Source organism: Streptomyces yamdrokensis (assembly GCF_053890455.1).
In genome coordinates this window covers 3,240,798-3,256,612 of the sequence record NZ_CM132679.1, presented here as the reverse complement: position 1 = coordinate 3,256,612, position 15,815 = coordinate 3,240,798, and the positions used below count along the sequence as shown (strand labels likewise).

The 15,815-nt window shown below is 71.0% G+C and carries 16 protein-coding genes and 1 tRNA gene; 10 read left to right on the top strand and 7 right to left on the bottom strand.

All coding sequences use genetic code 11. The features are described from left to right. Positions 1 to 16 precede the first annotated feature (16 nt). Positions 17 to 90 (top strand) — tRNA-Ala (locus ACWZEH_RS14110). A 539-nt stretch (positions 91 to 629) separates the two neighbouring features. Here ACWZEH_RS14110 and ACWZEH_RS14105 read toward each other — a convergent pair. The 3 genes from ACWZEH_RS14105 to ACWZEH_RS14095 form a co-directional block, all read right to left on the bottom strand. Further along, positions 630 to 989 (bottom strand): hypothetical protein, encoded by a 360-nt coding sequence (locus ACWZEH_RS14105; RefSeq protein WP_456198608.1) that lies wholly within the window; start codon positions 987 to 989, stop codon positions 630 to 632. After that, positions 986 to 1,465, bottom strand: coding sequence for a hypothetical protein (locus ACWZEH_RS14100; RefSeq protein WP_456198606.1), 480 nt, complete (start codon positions 1,463 to 1,465; stop codon positions 986 to 988). Before ACWZEH_RS14100 ends, ACWZEH_RS14105 begins: the two co-directional genes overlap by 4 nt. A gap of 588 nt (positions 1,466 to 2,053) precedes the next feature. Continuing rightward, on the bottom strand, positions 2,054 to 2,938 hold the full coding sequence (locus ACWZEH_RS14095) for an IS630 family transposase (RefSeq protein WP_456198604.1): 885 nt from the start codon (positions 2,936 to 2,938) through the stop codon (positions 2,054 to 2,056). Positions 2,939 to 2,985: 47 nt separating this feature from the next. Between ACWZEH_RS14095 and ACWZEH_RS14090 the strand changes: the two genes are divergently transcribed. The 3 genes from ACWZEH_RS14090 to ACWZEH_RS14080 are packed head-to-tail and all read left to right on the top strand — an operon-like array spanning position 2,986 to position 4,175. Continuing rightward, a complete protein-coding gene (locus tag ACWZEH_RS14090; protein WP_453846438.1) occupies positions 2,986 to 3,312 on the top strand; it encodes a hypothetical protein in 327 nt (108 codons plus the stop codon). A 60-nt stretch (positions 3,313 to 3,372) separates the two neighbouring features. Continuing rightward, positions 3,373 to 3,600: a hypothetical protein gene (locus ACWZEH_RS14085; protein WP_456198601.1), complete on the top strand. Its 228-nt coding sequence runs from the start codon at positions 3,373 to 3,375 to the stop codon at positions 3,598 to 3,600. Then, on the top strand, positions 3,597 to 4,175 hold the full coding sequence (locus tag ACWZEH_RS14080) for a hypothetical protein (RefSeq protein ID WP_456198599.1): 579 nt from the start codon (positions 3,597 to 3,599) through the stop codon (positions 4,173 to 4,175). Before ACWZEH_RS14085 ends, ACWZEH_RS14080 begins: the two co-directional genes overlap by 4 nt. A gap of 434 nt (positions 4,176 to 4,609) precedes the next feature. On the opposite strand, the gene tnpA is transcribed toward ACWZEH_RS14080, so the two are convergent. Next, a complete protein-coding gene (tnpA, locus tag ACWZEH_RS14075; protein ID WP_456198597.1) occupies positions 4,610 to 5,026 on the bottom strand; it encodes an IS200/IS605 family transposase in 417 nt (138 codons plus the stop codon). 16 nt (positions 5,027 to 5,042) lie between these two features. Here tnpA and ACWZEH_RS14070 point away from each other — a divergent pair, with 16 nt between their 5' ends. Beyond that, positions 5,043 to 6,026 (top strand): RNA-guided endonuclease InsQ/TnpB family protein, encoded by a 984-nt coding sequence (locus tag ACWZEH_RS14070; protein ID WP_456198595.1) that lies wholly within the window; start codon positions 5,043 to 5,045, stop codon positions 6,024 to 6,026. A gap of 34 nt (positions 6,027 to 6,060) precedes the next feature. On the opposite strand, the gene ACWZEH_RS14065 is transcribed toward ACWZEH_RS14070, so the two are convergent. After that, the gene (locus ACWZEH_RS14065; protein ID WP_456198594.1) at positions 6,061 to 6,537 is read right to left on the bottom strand and encodes a GNAT family N-acetyltransferase; all 477 of its coding nucleotides are present in this window, start codon (positions 6,535 to 6,537) and stop codon (positions 6,061 to 6,063) included. A gap of 79 nt (positions 6,538 to 6,616) precedes the next feature. Between ACWZEH_RS14065 and ACWZEH_RS14060 the strand changes: the two genes are divergently transcribed. Next, positions 6,617 to 7,420 carry an exodeoxyribonuclease III gene (locus ACWZEH_RS14060; RefSeq protein ID WP_456198592.1) on the top strand — a complete coding sequence of 268 codons (804 nt, stop codon included), beginning with the start codon at positions 6,617 to 6,619 and terminating at the stop codon, positions 7,418 to 7,420. A 6-nt stretch (positions 7,421 to 7,426) separates the two neighbouring features. Here ACWZEH_RS14060 and ACWZEH_RS14055 read toward each other — a convergent pair whose 3' ends face one another. Beyond that, a complete protein-coding gene (locus ACWZEH_RS14055; protein ID WP_456199594.1) occupies positions 7,427 to 8,047 on the bottom strand; it encodes a MerR family transcriptional regulator in 621 nt (206 codons plus the stop codon). A 332-nt stretch (positions 8,048 to 8,379) separates the two neighbouring features. On the opposite strand from ACWZEH_RS14055, the gene ACWZEH_RS14050 reads away from it, so the two are divergent. The 4 genes from ACWZEH_RS14050 (at position 8,380) to ACWZEH_RS14035 (ending at position 12,096) form a co-directional block, all read left to right on the top strand. Further along, positions 8,380 to 9,912: a flavin-containing monooxygenase gene (locus ACWZEH_RS14050; protein WP_456198590.1), complete on the top strand. Its 1,533-nt coding sequence runs from the start codon at positions 8,380 to 8,382 to the stop codon at positions 9,910 to 9,912. Continuing rightward, on the top strand, positions 9,909 to 10,898 hold the full coding sequence (locus ACWZEH_RS14045) for an alpha/beta fold hydrolase (protein WP_456198588.1): 990 nt from the start codon (positions 9,909 to 9,911) through the stop codon (positions 10,896 to 10,898). Before ACWZEH_RS14050 ends, ACWZEH_RS14045 begins: the two co-directional genes overlap by 4 nt. Then, positions 10,895 to 11,827 carry an SDR family oxidoreductase gene (locus ACWZEH_RS14040; RefSeq protein ID WP_456198586.1) on the top strand — a complete coding sequence of 311 codons (933 nt, stop codon included), beginning with the start codon at positions 10,895 to 10,897 and terminating at the stop codon, positions 11,825 to 11,827. The genes ACWZEH_RS14045 and ACWZEH_RS14040 overlap by 4 nt, the downstream gene beginning before the upstream one ends. A gap of 80 nt (positions 11,828 to 11,907) precedes the next feature. Beyond that, the gene (locus ACWZEH_RS14035) at positions 11,908 to 12,096 is read left to right on the top strand and encodes a hypothetical protein (RefSeq protein WP_456198585.1); all 189 of its coding nucleotides are present in this window, start codon (positions 11,908 to 11,910) and stop codon (positions 12,094 to 12,096) included. A gap of 71 nt (positions 12,097 to 12,167) precedes the next feature. On the opposite strand, the gene ACWZEH_RS14030 is transcribed toward ACWZEH_RS14035, so the two are convergent. Continuing rightward, positions 12,168 to 15,572, bottom strand: coding sequence for a S41 family peptidase (locus ACWZEH_RS14030; protein WP_456198584.1), 3,405 nt, complete (start codon positions 15,570 to 15,572; stop codon positions 12,168 to 12,170). Between the last annotated feature and the right edge of the window lie 243 nt (positions 15,573 to 15,815).

Here is a 15,815-nt window from a genome sequence, read left to right as displayed (position 1 = left end):
GTTTCTCTCGTTGCAAGGGCCTGTGGCGCAGTCTGGTAGCGCACCTCGTTCGCATCGAGGGGGTCTGGGGTTCAAATCCCCACAGGTCCACCGCACGACTGTTCCTGAGTTCGCTCAGGAGTAGTTGACGAGATCCCGCTGATCTTCATGATCGGTCGGGATCTTCGTCGTTTCTGGGGCCTGTTCGGGGTGATGGGTGGCGGCGGACGTCGAGCGTGGCCGTGCCGCTGTCCCGCTTTTCCGTATCGCATGCATCACAGACCCCGCCCCGGCGCAGCAGGCAGCCCGTCGCGTACAGATGCTGGTAGGTGAACCCGCTGTGCGTGGAGGTGATGCGCCGCAGCTGCGTCGCATCGAGCGGAGTGGTGGAGGACGGGACTGTATCCGGTTGAGGGGCTTGGCCCGCCGGCAAGGAGTCTTCGTGTACACCGCCAGGGTAATGGCGCCCCAGGCGCAGGCGCCTGGGCAGTCGGTGTACGGCAGCCGCTGTGGCGTCGTGTCCCCTCGCCGGAGTGCCATGCCGCTGCGGATCTCGAAGGTCCCGCACCCGGCCACGTTGAATGGCCAAGAGCAGAACAAGGCGGCCGATTCTCGCCGTGCGGTTCCGCCCCTCACCCGGTTGTGCGCGCTCAGCGTCGGTCCGTGGCCCGCGGGTGCCCGGTGCCCGCGAAGGTGATCCAGCAGGTGTCGCGGGCGGTGTCGAGGAGGTACCAGATGCGGCCGCCGCTGGTCACCTCGAGCTGCCACTGCTCGCAGGTCTGTCCGCGGTGGGGGCCATGTGCCAGGCCGCCCTTGAGTCGGTGGTGCCGGGGTGTCTCGGTGACCGGTCTGGGGGCGGTGCGCATGGTGATCCAGGCGCGGTAGGTGTTCTCGCGAGCCTGTTGGGCGAGGCTATCCCACCCTTTGGCCGAGGCGGCGTCCGCGAAGCGGACTTCCCAGTGGCCGTCCGGTGCCGGGGGTGCGGCGCGGTCGCCGCGGCCCGCGGTCATGCGACGTCCCGCGGGTCCGGTACCGGGCCGTAGTCTTCGCCGTGATCCCTGGTCAGTGCGGCCAGCAGCTCGGGGTCGGAGTAGACCTCGGCGGTGTGCTGCCAGGCGATGAGCAGCTGGGCGACGGACGCGTTGTTGCCGAGCGAGTCGGCGGCGCGCATGGTGTCGACCAGTTCGACGGCGAAGGCGTGGAGGTCGGGCTCGGGAAGGAAACGGACCCACGGGAAGGCGTCCGGCAGTATGTCGAGGAGCAGTTCCATGCTGCCGGGCTCCCGGCGGGCCATCGCGGCCAGCATCCGGGTGGCGGCCGACACTACGGTCTGGTCCTGCTCGGCCCGCGCTGCGGTGGTGAGGACCAGATCCTCGCCGTCTCTGCGGTGCAGGAGCAGTCTCGGCGATTCCTGAAGCCGGGCAAGCGTCTGCTTGTTCTTGTTCACCAGCTCGGAGAAGTTCACGGCCGCACTCTCGGTACTCATAACTTTGAAACTACTTCGAAACTCGCCCTGGCGCCATCACCCAGAAGAGGGGTGCAGAGCAGTGGCCCTGTCACGCACTCCCCACCTCGCGAGCGGCCAATGGTCGACGTCCGGTTCCGTTCCTTTTTCGCCGACGCGGAACGATCCGCGATAACGCGGAGAACGATCTTTAGGGCCGCTCGTCCCTCCCCTGCGGTCAACTTGGCCTGGATGAGGCGGGCTTCCCCGCGTAGCTCGATGACGCAACGGAGAACTTGTGCCTTGCCAGCAGTCCGGCCATCGATGGCATCCGCGACTTTTCCGGAAGCGGCCGCATAGCAGGCCGCCACGGTCACGGGAATCGCCGAACTTATGCCTAGTGCTGCTCCGCGTTAGTTCGTGGAGGGGTGCTGATCAAGCTGCTTTGAGCGGGCTGCCCTCGTAGGTCCAGCGGTAGGGCTTGGCGGTGTCGTTGTGTTTGACCGCGTAGCTTTCCAGCTTGTCGATGAGGTCGTCACGGCTGGCGAAGTCGCCGTGTCGCAGGACCCGGCGGGTCAGGGCGGAGAAGAACAGCTCGGCCTGGTTGAGCCAGGAGGCGTGCGGTGGGGTTCAGTGGACGTGCCAGCGTGGGTGTGCGGCCAGCCATGCCTTGGTGTGCCTGGCCGTGTGGGAGGAGCCGTTGTCGAGCACGACGTGGATCTCCTTGTCGGGGGCGATGGCCCGGTTCAGCTGGTCCAGGAACGCGGTGAAGGTCGCCGCGTCGTTGCGGGCGATCACCTCGGTGAGCACTTCGCCGCTGGTCACGTCCAGGGCGGCAACAAGGGAAGCGGTGCCGTGGCGGCGGTATTCGAACTCCTGGCGGGCGGCCTTGCCGGGAGCGGCGGGGCGCCCGGGATACCGGCGCGAGCGGGCGGCGATCGCGGTTTTCTCGTCGATCGAGAGCACCACCGCACCCTTGGGCGGGTCGAGGTAGAGGGCGCACACATCCGCCGCGCGTACCCAGAAGCCGGGGGTGTCGCGGCGGGTGAGCCAGCCGCGGACCTGGTGCGGCTTCAGGTCCAGGTCCGCCAGGATCCGCCCGACCTGCGAGGCTGAGACCGGCGCGAAGCAGGTCCCCGCGACCTGGGCGGCGATGGTCCGGTGCGACCAGGTCGCTTCCGGATGCGGCGGTGCGCTGGTGGCCGTGGCCACGATCGCCACCCGCACGTTGGGCCCGTAGGTCCTCGGCCGTCCCGACCGCTCGGCGTCCCGCAGACCGTCCGGGCCGCCGGCGGCGAAGCGGCCCCGCCACTTGCGCACCGTGTTCACGCTGACCTCCAGCTCCCTCGCTATCGCGCCGTTGGCCCGCCCGTCCGCCGCCGCGAGCACGATCCGGGCCCGCAACACGGCCCGCACCTGGGACTTCGGTGAGCAGATTGTTCGTATCAGCCGCTCGCGGACCTCCCGCTCGAGCACCACCGCGACCGCCGTCCCCGCCCGTCCTTCACCATGCACGGCAGACGATCATGGCGGACCGGTGCCACACCCGGCAGGATGGGCCCGTGCCGAAGAACCCGCCCGAGTCCATGCAGCATCACCTGCGCCAGCGCCTGAACACCCACGCCCAGGCACGCTGGCCGCAACTGGCCCGGGTCGACGTCCGCTTCCGTGCCGGATTCGCCTACGTGGCAGCCGAACTGAAGGACGGGGAGGAACTCCCCTTGTGCCGCCTGCGCTTCACCGGAGTCCTGCATACCTGGGGCTTCGCCCTCTACCTCGCAAGCCGAGGCGGCTACCAGGACAACTTCCTCCCCACGGGACTGCCCTCCGGCAGCCCCGAAGACTGCCTGGACTGCGCCGGCGGCCTCTACCTCGACACCCCCGCCTGACCAACCGCACCCCTCCACGAACTAACGCGGAGCAGCACTAGTGTCGTCGAGGTCGACACGGTGCGTGGAGTCCGGACGGAGCGGACGGTCGCCGCCGGTGCCCCGGGCGGCGGCGAGCTCGGATCACGCCGTGTCGACTACGTCGTCCCCGTCCCCAATGATCATGGCCGCTGGCTCGGGATCGTCTTCGCCACCCTCGGGGCAGGAGACCCCGAGGACGAAATCGCCGACCTCTTCGTGGAACTGTTCGACGCGATGATGGGTACCTTCCGTTGGAGCCGTTCATGAGCTGGCCATCCGTGGACTACGACACCGACCTGTGGATGAAGATCCCGGACGCGTGGGAGGAGACCCCGTGGAAGGGGCCGAAGCAGTGGGGCCGCTACATGGCCGAAGCATGGTGGGGTGACAGCGACCTCGAACCGAGCCGCAAGGACCTCAGGGGCCTGGCCGCCACCCTGCAGGCCTGCGCAGAGCAGTTCCCGCGGAGTCACCCCGGCTTCGATGTCTACCTGCACCTGCCGGACCCGCGTTTCATGCCCCTGCCCGTCCACGTCGCCGCGGTCGAGGCGGACGGTGATCGCCAGGAGACCCTGCGGGCACTGGTCACCACGGACGACCAGGATCTTGTGGAGAAGCCGGTGGTGGAGGACTTCACCACCGAACTGCTCGGCACCGGCATGCGCTCCTTGCGCTACACGCAGACGGACCACACGATCGTCGCGGGCGTGCGGTACGCCTGGCGTGTCGAGGAGGCCGGCTGCGACGTGCTGGTCATCGTCGCGGCACCGGACCCGCGTCGGGTCCTCGGCGCCATGGACGACATCGACGCCTTCGTCGGGCGGATCCGTCTGCCGGCCTAGAACACGGCACAGGCCGGCCCCCGGCCCGTCGCTCGTCCCGGTCCTGCCGTTCCGCGGAGCCGACCTGGCAGGACGGGCGGGCACGCCGTGCCACACGGCGGGTCGGCCGGGATGGAGAGTGTGCACCGGTGTCATCTGCGGAAGTCCACGGCGTGGAATCGCCCGCATCGCCTGCGGAGGGCGCGTCGCCGCGCTACGAGGCGCTGCTGAAGGACCTGCAGAAGCAGGTCGTCCTGCTGGAGCAGGATCTCAGGGAGCGGGCGGCGGGCGAGGAGTTCGCGCCGTCACTGCCGGCCGAGTACCAGCGCGCCGACGGTGAGGGCCGTACGAGCGTCGGCTACCGGGGCTATTCGCAGTCCGGTGGTGAAGCGAATCTTTGGCCCGCTCTGACCTCAGCTGTGTGCGTGAATCTGCACTGTTCACTTCAACCCAGGTCAGAGGGGCCGGTTCTGTTGTTCGATGTACTGCTTCACGATGCTGAGCGGCGCACCGCCGACCGATCCGGCGAAGTACGAGCCGGACCACAGGCGCTGTGCCCGCCAGTAGTGGCGGACGAGGTCGGGGAACTCCTGGCGGAGCCTGCGCGAGGACACGCCCTTGAGGGAGTTCACCAGCCTGGACACGGCGACCTTCGGTGGGAAGTTCACCAGCAGATGGACGTGGCTGGCCTCGCCGTTGAACTCGGTCAGCTCGGCCTCGAAGTCCTCGCACACGGCCCGCATGATCTCCTCGCACCGCGTCAGGTGCCGGTCGGCGAAGACGGAGTGCCGGTACTTTGTCACGAAAACCAAATGGACGTGCATGCGAAAAACACAGTGACGACCTGTGCGAATGTTCTCATCGATGTCCATAAACCAACTGTGTATCATGATCCGCGCGCAGCTTCGGTACGGCTTCCGCCTGTACCCGAGCGCCGGTCAGCGCACAGCGTTGGCGAGGGCGTTCGGGTGCGCACGGGTGGTCTACAACGACGCGCTCCGCGCTCGGGAGACCGCCCGGTTCACCGCGAACGCCCGCTGGTCGATCACCCCGGGGCAGAAGTTGCGTCTGCCCAAGATCGGCGATGTGCGGGTGAAGTGGTCCCGCGCTCTGCCGTCGGTGCCGTCCACGGTGACCGTGGTCAAGGACAGCGCGGGCCGGTATTTTGCGAGCTTCGTCGTGGAGAGCGGCCCGGAAGAGGTGCTGCCGAAGACGACGCCGGAGCTGGGCATCGATCTCGGGCTCGGGCACTTCGCGGTCCTCTCCGACGGCACGAAGGTCGACAGCCCGCGCTTCCTGCGCCGGGCCGAGAAGCGTTTGAAGAAGGCGCAGCGGAGCCTGTCCCGTAAGGAGAAGGGCAGCAAGAACAGGGACAGAGCCAGGATCCGCGTCGCCCGGGCACACGCCCGTGTCGCGGACGCGCGCCGCGAGTTCCACCACCAGCTCTCCACGAAGCTGATCCGCGAGAACCAAGCGGTGGCTGTGGAGGACCTGGCGGTGAAGGGACTCGCGCGTACGCGCCTGGCCAAGTCCGTGCACGACGCCGGATGGTCGGCGTTCGTGGCCATGCTGGAGTACAAGGCCGCCCGGTACGGGCGCACCCTCGTGAAGATCGGCCGGTTCGAGCCGACTTCTCAGGTGTGCTCGCAGTGCGGCGTCAAGGACGGCCCCAAGCCCCTGCACGTCCGTGTGTGGACCTGCGGGACGTGCGGGGCCGTCCTGGACCGGGACATCAACGCGGCGGTCAACGTCGCCAAGGCGGCCGGACTGGCCGTGGCAGCCTGTCGAGCGCAGGTAAGGCCGGGACGCGTCCCGGCACCGCGCAGCGAAGCAGGAACCCACCCGACACCACAGCCTTCAACGGTGCGGTAGGCGGGAACCGCCGTCCTTCAGGGCGGCGAGGATGTCAAAGGGCCTTCGCGTAGCAGCGGCTCGACTCGTGGAAACGGTAGTGGCCGAACTTCTCGCAGGGCTCGTAGCCGCTGGAGGTGTACAGGGCGATGGCTTCCGGCTGCTTCGTGCCCGTCTCCAGGACCATGCGCAGGCGGCCGGCCGCGCGGGCGTCCTCCTCCAGGGCGGCCAGGATGCGGCGGGCCAGGCCCCGGCCGCGCATCTGCTCGATCACGTACATCCGCTTCAGTTCGGCGTCCCCGTCGCGGTTGCCCTCGCCGTTGGCGTTCTGGACGCGCCAGCCGCCGGAGGCGACGGGGGTGTCGTTCTCGTCGTAGGCGACCAGGTAGATGCCGTTCGGCGGCTGGAAGTGCGCCGGGTCCATGGGGGTGGCGTCGCCGCCGTCGCCGTAGCGGACGTGGTACTCGGCCTGGACCTCGTCGTTCAGCTTGACGGCGTCGGGGTGGTCGTAGGGGACGTGGCGGATATTCATGCGAAGTAAGGTATATCAATCCGAGAGGCGTGAGAGATCCGTTTTCGGGCCCCGTCCAGTGTGCCGGTATCGTGCCCTGATGCTCACTGTGACCTCCGTCAACGTCAACGGACTGCGCGCCGCCGCGAAGAAGGGCTTCGTGGAGTGGCTGGCCGGGACCTCCGCCGACGCGGTGTGCCTGCAGGAGGTGCGCGCGGAACCGCAGCAGCTGCCCGGGCACGTCCGGGAGCCCGAGGGGTGGCATGTGGTGCACGCGCCCGCCGCCGCGAAGGGGCGCGCCGGGGTTTCGCTGTATACGCGGCGTGAACCCGATCGCGTCCAGGTCGGCTTCGGGTCGGCCGAGTTCGACGGCAGTGGGCGGTACGTGGAGGTGGACCTCCCCGGGGTCACCGTCGCGTCCCTGTACCTGCCCTCCGGCGAGGTCGGTACCGAGCGGCAGGACGAGAAGCTCCGTTTCATGGGGGAGTTCTTCGCCTACCTGAAGGGGCTGAGGGAGCGGGCCGCCGCCGAAGGGCGGGAGGTCGTCGTCTGCGGGGACTGGAACATCGCGCATCGGCAGGCCGACCTGAAGAACTGGCGCGGCAACACCAGGAACTCCGGGTTCCTGCCGGAGGAGCGGGAGTGGCTGGGGCGGGTCCTCGACCCTGCCGACGGCGGGTACGTGGATGTCGTGCGGGCGCTGCATCCGGAGGCCGAGGGGCCGTACTCGTGGTGGTCGTACCGGGGGCGGGCTTTCGACAACGATGCAGGTTGGCGCATTGATTACCATGTGGCGACCCCCGGGCTCGCCGCCCGTGCGGTCAAGGGCTGTGTCGAGCGGGCGGCCGCTCACGCCGAGCGTTGGTCGGACCACGCCCCGGTGACCGTGGTCTACGACCGCTGACAGCCGTCAGTCCCGTTTGCGCAGTTGGCGGTCCATCGCCAGGGAGAGTTCGGCGTCGACCACGCTGCGGGCCAGGGGGCGCAGGCGCTGCACGGCCTCCTCGGGGGCGTGGCGCAGGATCAGCTCGGCGAAGAGGCCGGCCATGGTCTCGGTGTGGGTGCGGACCTCGCGGCCCGCGCGCAGCACCTCCGCGAGCGGGATGCCCTCGCGGACCAGGGCGGACGAGACGTCCAGCAGGCGGCGGCTGATGTGGACGATCTCCTCGCCGTCCGTGCCGAGGTAGCCGAGGTCCATCGCGGCGGCCAGGTTCTCCGGGGTGACGTCGCCCGCGAAGTAGTCGGCGAGCTCCTCGGGGGTGAGACGGACCGGCGTCTCCTCGGTGGGGGTGTCCATGCCGAGGAGTTCGCCGACGTCGCGGCCGTGGTCGAAGGCCTCGGCGAGTTCCGCTATGCCGTTCAGGGTGTGACCGCGTTCCAGGAGCGCCGTGATCGTGCGCAGCCGGGCCAGGTGGTGGTCGTCGTACCAGGCTATGCGGCCCTCGCGGCGGGGCGGCGGTATCAGCTTGCGTTCGCGGTAGAAGCGCAGCGTGCGCACCGTGATGCCGGCCAGGCGGGCCAGTTCCTCCATGCGGTACTCGCGCCGCTCGCCCCTGGGTTCCGCTTCCTCTGCCACATCAGCAGCCTAGGGCCTGTCCGGCGGATCAAGTCGGAGGCAACCGACGACGACGCCGCAGACGAGCGTGCCGGACCCCATGTCCTCGGCGTGATCCGCCGGACAGGCCCCCAGGCCCTGCTGCCGGACCCACGTGTGCCCGACGAGCGCGGCCCCCGAGGGTATACCGGCGGTAACTTTTTCCTGCACGCCCCCTACCCATCAGTAGCCGACTGTCCTACTCTCCCCATTGCGCCAGTGTTCACTGGCAAGGTTCTCTGCGGTGCGTAAGGGCTGGAGGCTTCGGGATGGCCGAGCACGAACACGAGCACGAGCACGTACGGGTCGCGGTGATCGGGTCCGGGTTCGGCGGGCTGGGGGCCGCCGTGCGGCTGCGGCGCGAAGGGATCACCGACTTCGTCGTCCTGGAGCGGGCCGGGTCCGTCGGCGGGACCTGGCGGGACAACAGCTATCCGGGGTGCGCGTGCGACGTGCCCTCGCACCTGTACTCGTTCTCCTTCGCGCCCAACCCCGACTGGCCGCGCTCCTTCTCCGGGCAGGAGCACATCCGCGCCTACCTCGAGCACGTCACCGACGTCTTCGGGCTGCGCCCGCACATCCGCTTCGACTCGGAGGTGAAGCGGATGGTGTGGGACACGGAACGGCTGCGCTGGGACATCGAGACCGGCGGCGGCAACCTCAGCGCCGATGTGGTCGTGTCCGCCACCGGGCCGCTGTCGGAGCCCAAGGTCCCCGACATCCCGGGGCTCGACACCTTCCCCGGCAAGGTCTTCCACTCCGCCCGCTGGGACCACGACTACGACCTGCGCGGCAAGCGGGTCGCCATGGTCGGCACGGGCGCGTCGGCGATCCAGATCGTGCCGGCCGTCCAGCCGCTCGTCTCCCGCCTCACCCTCTTCCAGCGCACCCCGCCCTGGGTCCTGCCCCGCGTCGACCGGGCCATCGGCGGAGCCGAACGGGCCCTGCACCGGGCGCTGCCCTTCACCACCCAGCTGCGCCGCGGACTGCTGTGGGGCGTACGGGAGTTGCAGGTCCAGGCGTTCACCAGGCACCCGGGCGAGCTGGGCTTCGTGGAGCAGCTGGCCAAGCGCAACATGGCCCGTGCCGTCAAGGACCCCGCCCTGCGCGCCCGGCTCACCCCCGACTACCGCATCGGCTGCAAGCGCATCCTGCTGTCCAGCACGTACTATCCGGCGATCGCCCAGCCCAACGTCGACGTCGTCGACGGAGGGCTGAGCGAGGTCCGTGGATCGACCGTGGTCGCGGCCGACGGGACCGAGGCCGAGGCCGACGCGATCGTGTTCGGGACCGGGTTCCACGTCACCGACATGCCCATCGCCGAGCGGGTCGTCGGCGCGCGGGGGAAGACCCTCGCCGAGACCTGGACGGGCGGCATGGAGGCGCTGCGCGGTGCCGCGGCCGCCGGATTCCCCAACTTCATGACGCTCATCGGGCCCAACACCGGCCTCGGGAACTCCTCCATGATCCTCATGATCGAGTCCCAGCTGAACTACCTGGCCGACTACCTCCGTCAACTCGACGTCCTCGGTGGCCGGGTCGCCCTCGACGCCCGCCCCGGTGCCGTCCGCGGCTGGAACCACCGGGTGCAGGAGCGGATGAAGCGCACGGTGTGGAACACCGGTGGCTGCACCAGTTGGTACCTGGACGCAGGCGGCCGCAACACCACCGTCTGGCCGGGTACGACCGCCGAGTTCCGGCGGGCCACCCGGCGCGTGGACCTCGCCGAGTACACCGTCCTGCGGGCGGTGTCCGGGAAGAAGGCCGCCGCGCCCCACGAGAGCGCCGGGGTGGTCGCGTGAGCCGGCCGGCGCACGTCTCCGCGGGGCCCTACGCCCCGCCCGTCCCCGCCCGCGAACCCACCGCCGTCTCCGCCGACGGCACCCGGCTGCACGTCGAGGCGCACGGGCCCGCCGGGGCGCCCGCGGTCGTCCTCGTCCACGGCTGGACCTGCTCGACCGCCTTCTGGGCGGCCCAGATCCGTGAACTCGCCACCGACCACCGGGTGATCGCCTACGACCAGCGCGGTCACGGACGTACCCCCGCGAGCCGGGACTGCACCACCGACACCCTCGCCGACGACCTGGAAGCCGTCCTGACCGCCACGCTCGCACCCGGCGAACAGGCCGTGATCGCCGGGCACTCCATGGGCGGCGTGACGGTCATGGCCGCGTCAGCCCGGCCCGCCTTCGTCGAGCACGCGGGGGCCGTCCTGCTGTGCAGTACCGGCAGTTCACGGCTGATCGCGGAGTCGACGGTGCTGCCGATCCGGCCGGGGCGGGTACGGACCTGGCTGACCCGGCGCGTCCTCGGCTCCCGGGCCCCGCTCGGGCCCGTCACCCCGGCCGCCCGCCGCATCCTCAAGTACGCGACGATGGGGCCCGGTTCGACACCGCACATGGTCGAGGCGTGCGCCCGTACCGTGCACGCCTGCCCGCGCGCGGTCCGCCACTCCTGGTCACACGTGCTCGGCCTGCTCGACCTCGGCCACGCCGTGAGGGAGTTGCGGGTGCCCACGGCCGTCGTCGCCGGCACCGCGGACCGGCTCACCCCGCCGGTGCACGCGCGGGCGATCGCCGCCGAGCTGCCGCACTGCCTCGGGCTCACCGAACTGCCCGGCGTCGGCCACATGACACCCGTGGAGGCGCCCGGCCCGGTCACCGCACGGATCCGGGAACTCGCCGCCGCCCACCTGCCCGCCGCACCTGCCGTACCCGCCGCACCGGTTGCTCCCGCCGCACCGGTTGCACCCGTTGTACCCGCCGCACCTGCCGAGGAGAGCGCATGAGTGGACAGCGCACGAGTGGACAGCGCGCGGCCAGGGGCCGTCTCGAAGGCCGGGTCGCCGTCGTCACCGGAGCGGCGCGCGGAGTGGGGGAGCTGCTCGCCCGCAAGCTGTCCGCGCGCGGGGTGAAGGTGGCGCTGGTCGGGCTGGAGCCGGACGGACTCGAGCAGGTCTCGGCGCGGCTGCACAGCGAGAGCGACCACTGGTACGCCGACGTCACCGACCACGAGGCGATGACCCGGGTCGCGGCGGAGGTGAGGGAGCGCTTCGGGCGGGTCGACGTGGTCGTCGCCAACGCCGGTGTGGCGAACGGCGGTCCGTTCGCCGACTCCGACCCGGAGGCCTGGCGGCGGGTCATCGAGGTCAACCTGATCGGGTCGGCCGTCACCGCCCGCGCGTTCCTGCCGCTGCTGACCGAGAGCCGCGGCTACCTGCTCCAGATCGCCTCGCTCGCCGCGATCACCCCGGCCCCGATGATGACCGCGTACTGCGCGTCCAAGTCCGGTGTGGAGGCGTACGCGCACAGCCTGCGCGCCGAGGTCGGACACCGGGGTGTGCGGGTCGGCGTCGGCTACCTGTCGTGGACCGACACGGACATGGTGCGCGGGGCCGACCAGGACACGGTGATGCGGGAGCTGCGGCAGCGGCTGCCGTGGCCGACGAACAAGACGTACCCGCTGGGCCCCGCGGTGGACCGGCTCGTCGCCGGGATCGAACGGCGCTCCAGCCATGTGTACGGGCAGTGGTGGCTGCGGGGGATGCAGGGCGTACGCGGTTACCTGCCCGGCATGATCGGGACCGTCGGGCAGCGGGAGGTGCGGCGGTTCGCGGACCGGCTCACCGGCATGCGGACGGGGCTGGTCGGGGCCGGCGGCGACGCCGACGAACAGCACCGGACCGGGCTCGGAACAGCATCGGACCACGCTGCGTAACTGATCGACATGCGGCGGGTGATGGCCCGTGTGAATCTGGTCGGGCAACAGCCCCCACACCCCAACGGGAGTGAACCCACATGGGTATGAAGGACCAGTTCCAGGAGAAGTCCGAGCGGATGAAGGACCAGGCCAAGCAGAAGATGGGCGAGGCCAGGGAGCAGCACCAGAACCGCGGCCGCGGTCGCGAGGAGGACCCGGACAACCCCCAGCAGGGCCGACTGCGGCAGGAGTCCGAGGAGCGTCGCGAACAGCGCCGCCAGTCCTGACCTCGTGAGCTGAGCTGGACCGGGAAGGGGCGTCTCCTCCCCCGGGGGCGCCCCTTTCCCGCCGTGTCCGATCAGCCCTCGTACGTCCTCGGCGGCAGCTTCGGGCGGGATCGGTCGGGGACGTCGCTGTAGGCCGGGGGTGCGGCCGGGGGCTCGGACTCCAGGAGTTCCAGGGCCAGTCGGACCGCGTCGTCCAGTACGGCGTGCCGGCCCTCCGCCCAGTCCAACGGGGTGCGCAGCACCTCCAGGTCGGGGGCGACGCCCTTGTTCTCCACCGACCAGCCGTACGCGTCGAACCAGGCCGCGTTCATCGGCACCGTGATCACCGTGCCGTCCCCCAGCCGGTGCCGGCCGGTCATGCCGACGACGCCGCCCCAGGTGCGCTGCCCGACCACCGGCCCCAGTCCCAGCAGCTTGAACGCGGCCGTGATCATGTCGCCGTCGGAGCTGGTCGCCTCGTCCGCCAGGGCGACCACCGGCCCGCGCGGGGCGTTGGCCGCGTACGACACGGGCTGGGCGTCGCGGGTGAGGTCCCAGCCGAGGATGGTGCGGGTCAGGGTCTCCACGACGAGTTCGCTGATGTGGCCGCCGGCGTTGCCGCGCACGTCCACGACCAGGGCCGGGCGGGACACCTCCATGCGCAGATCGCGGTTGAACTGGGCCCAGCCCGAGCCGCCCATGTCGGGGATGTGCAGGTAGCCGCACCGGCCGCGGCTCAACTCCCTCACCACCGCACGCCGTTTGGCCACCCAGTCCTGGTAGCGCAGCGGGCGTTCGTCGATCAGCGGGACCACGGCGATCCTGCGGGGCGGGCCCGCGCCCTCGGCGGGGGTGAACGTCAGCTCCACCGTCGTACCGCCCGCCCCCGCGAGCAGCGGGTAGGGCCCGGCGACCGGATCCACCGGGCGGCCGTCGACATGGGTGAGGACCGCGCCCTCGCGGATGCCGGTGCCGGCCAGCGGGGAGCGGGCCCGGGAGTCGGAGGAGTCGCCGGGGAGGATCCGCCTGACTGTCCAACCGTCCTCGCGGAGGACGAGGTTGGTGCCGAGGAAGCCCTGGCGGCGCTGGTAGTGCGGCGGGCCCTCGTTGCGGCGGGCGGGGGTGACGTAGGCGTGGGAGGTGCCCAGTTCGCCGAGGAGTTCGCGCAGCAGGTCCGCGAACTCGTCCGGAGAGGCGACCCGTTCGACCAGCGGACGGTACTGGGCGAGCATCGCGTCCCAGTCGATGCCGCACATGCCGGGTTCCCAGAAGTAGGACCGGGTCAGCCGTCCCGCCTCCTCGTACGCCTGTCGCCACTCGGCCCCCGGGTCGGCCTCGTGCAGGATGCGGCGGACGTCGATCCACACGGTGGAGTCGCTGTCGCCCGGCTCGTTCGCGGGCACCGCGCGCGGCTCGCCCTCGTCCGCGACGACCAGCCGGGTGCCGTCACCGCTGACCGCGAAGAAGTCGAGGTGCTCCACGAGTTCGGACTTCTTCGCCCGGCTGATGCCGAAGTGCTCCAGCGTCGGCCGGCCGCTGGTGTCGTCCGGGTTGGCGAAGGTCTCGCCGAGCGCGCCCGAGATCGGCCAGCGCAGCCAGACCAGCCCGCCGCCCGCGACCGGGTGCAGCGCGGAGTATTTGGAGGCGGCGACCGGGAAGGGGGTGACCCGGTTCTCCAGGCCCTCGGTCTCGACGGTCACCGTCCCGCTGTCGCCGACGTCCTCGGTGTCGTCGGCCTCCACCGGGTCGAGGCCCCCGGCGGCAGGGCGGCCCTCGGGGCTGAGGGCGAAGGGGGAGAGGGTCGCCGACGACAGCGGTACCAGGTACGGGCGGCAGCCCAGCGGGAAGGACAGGTCGCCGGTGTGCACGTCGTACACCGGGTCGAAGCCGCGCCAGGACAGGAAGGCGAGGTAGCGGCCGTCCCGGGTGAAGACCGGATTCTCGTCCTCGAAGCGGCCGTTGGTGACGTCGATGACCAAGCGGTCCTTCATCCGGGCCAGTTTGATCTGCCGCAGCGACCGCCCGATGCCGGGGTGCGACCAGGCGAGCCACCCGCCGTCGGGTGAGAACGCGAGGTCGCGCACGGGGCCGTTGGCGGACCGGACCAGCTCGGTGACCCGGGGGCCGGGAGCGGCGTCGGAGCCGTCGCCGGAGCCCGCGCCGCCGTCCTCGGAGCTCTCGTCGCCGCCCTCGGCTTCCTCTGCCTCCCCGTCCTCCCCGGTCTCCCCGGTCTCCTCGCCGGTGTCGACGAGCAGCAGGCGTCCGTCGTGGGAGGCGACGGCCAGCCGCCCGCCGTCCGGGTCGGCGACCATCTCCAGCACCCGGCCCAGCTCCCCCGAGGCCAGCCGCCGGGCGGGGCGGTGACCGCTCGCCCGGGGCAGGGAGGCGATCTCGACGGCGTCCTCGCCGTCGGCGTCCGTCACGTACGCCACCCGCCCGCCCGCGCCGAGCATCTCCGGCAGCCGCACCCGTACGCCCGGGGTGTCCGTGAGGGTACGGGCGGGGCCGTCGCGGTGGGTGAGCCAGTACAGGCTGCCGCGTACGACGACGGCGCTGGCCCGGCCCGTCTCGTCCACGGAGACGCAGTCCAGGTGGTGGGCGGCGGGCACCTGGTAGCGCCGCCGCCCCGCGCGCGGCCCGCTCAGTGTGACGCCGAGCGGGCGCGGCACCGAGCCCGGGGACAGGTCGTCGACGATCCACAGGTCACCGGCGCACTGGTAGACGACCCGGGTGCCGTCGCTGGACGCGTGGCGGGCGTAGAACGCGTCGTGATCGGTGTGACGGCGCAGGTCAAGGCCGTCGTACGCCACGGAGTACAGGTTGCCGACGCCCTCGTGGTCGGAGAGGAAGGCGATCCGGCCGCCGACGAACATCGGGGAGTGCAGATGCCCGTCGACGCCTTCGGCGCCACCGCCCCCGCCGGTCCCCCCGCTCCCGCCGAGCAGGCGCCGTCCGTGCAGCCACAGCCTGCCCGTCGCCCCGCCCCGGTACCGCTTCCAGGAGGCCGGTTCGTGCGGTGGGGTGCCGGTGAGCAGCAGGGTCTGCCGTTCCCCGCCGACGTCGGCGACCTGGAGGTCGCTCACCGGGCCCCAGGGCAGTTTGCGGCCGGGGCTGCCGTCGGGGGAGAGCTTGTAGGCCCAGGTGAAGTACGAGAACGGCTCGCCGTGCGAGGCGACGGCGAGGATTTCGGCGTCCGTGTTCCCGTTCGGGGGAGCCCAGCCGCAGACCCGGGTGTCGGAGCTGCCCCAGTAGGTGAGCCGGCGTCCGGGCCCGCCGTCCACCGGGACCAGGTGGACCTCGGGGGCGAGGCTGCGCCAGCTCGTGTACGCGATGTGGCGGCCGTCGGGGGAGAAGCGGGGGTGGCCGAGCCTGGTGCGGTCGACGGTGAGCCGCCAGGCCCGGCCGCCCGGGGCGTCGAGCGGGGAGAGCCAGAGGTCGTCCTCGGCCACGAAGCACAGCAGGTCCCCGTTGAGGTGCGGCAGGCGCAAATAGCTCACCACCCCATGCTTTTCCGGGGGACGGGCCGCAGCAACTCGTGCGGGGGCGCGTCGGTCCTCCCGGACGTGACCCAGCACACGTACGAAACAGTTTCGTTTTCTTGAGGTCCCGAGTACATTCGTCATGTGGGAATCCGCGCACGGGATCGCGTACGAATCCGCGTACGCGACGGCGGACGTACGGCACCATGTGTACGGACGTGTGCCGTGTGACGCGGCGATACCCCTGAGGGGGCGAGGAAG